The organism is Sedimentibacter sp. B4, from assembly GCF_000309315.1.
Classification (GTDB): domain Bacteria; phylum Bacillota; class Clostridia; order Tissierellales; family Sedimentibacteraceae; genus Sedimentibacter; species Sedimentibacter saalensis.
The window spans coordinates 1-236 of sequence record NZ_CANG01000077.1 but is presented as its reverse complement, the minus strand read 5'-3'; the positions used below and the strand labels follow the sequence as shown (position 1 = coordinate 236).

The window sequence follows — 236 nt, the reverse complement described above, 5'->3', positions numbered from 1 at the left end:
GGCCAGTGCGAGTTCCAGCAGCAGGATTAGGGTCACCAGCGGATTGCCCAGTACCGCACCCGCTGCGGCCATCGCACCCACCAGCGCCATCACCTGGCGCGCAGGACTGTTCGGCGAGCGCACCAGCGCCAGTCCGGATGCGGTGCCGATCGCCAGCAGCGGGGCCTCGGGGCCGAGCACCGCGCCGAAGACGAGGCTGGCCAGCGCTGCCAGCACCACGGATCCGAGTTCCTTCG

The 236-nt window shown here is 70.8% G+C and carries 1 pseudogene; it reads right to left on the bottom strand.

What is annotated here, in order from left to right:
- Positions 1-236 (bottom strand): annotated as a pseudogene (locus BN358_RS26060) (chloride channel protein); the annotation flags it as partial.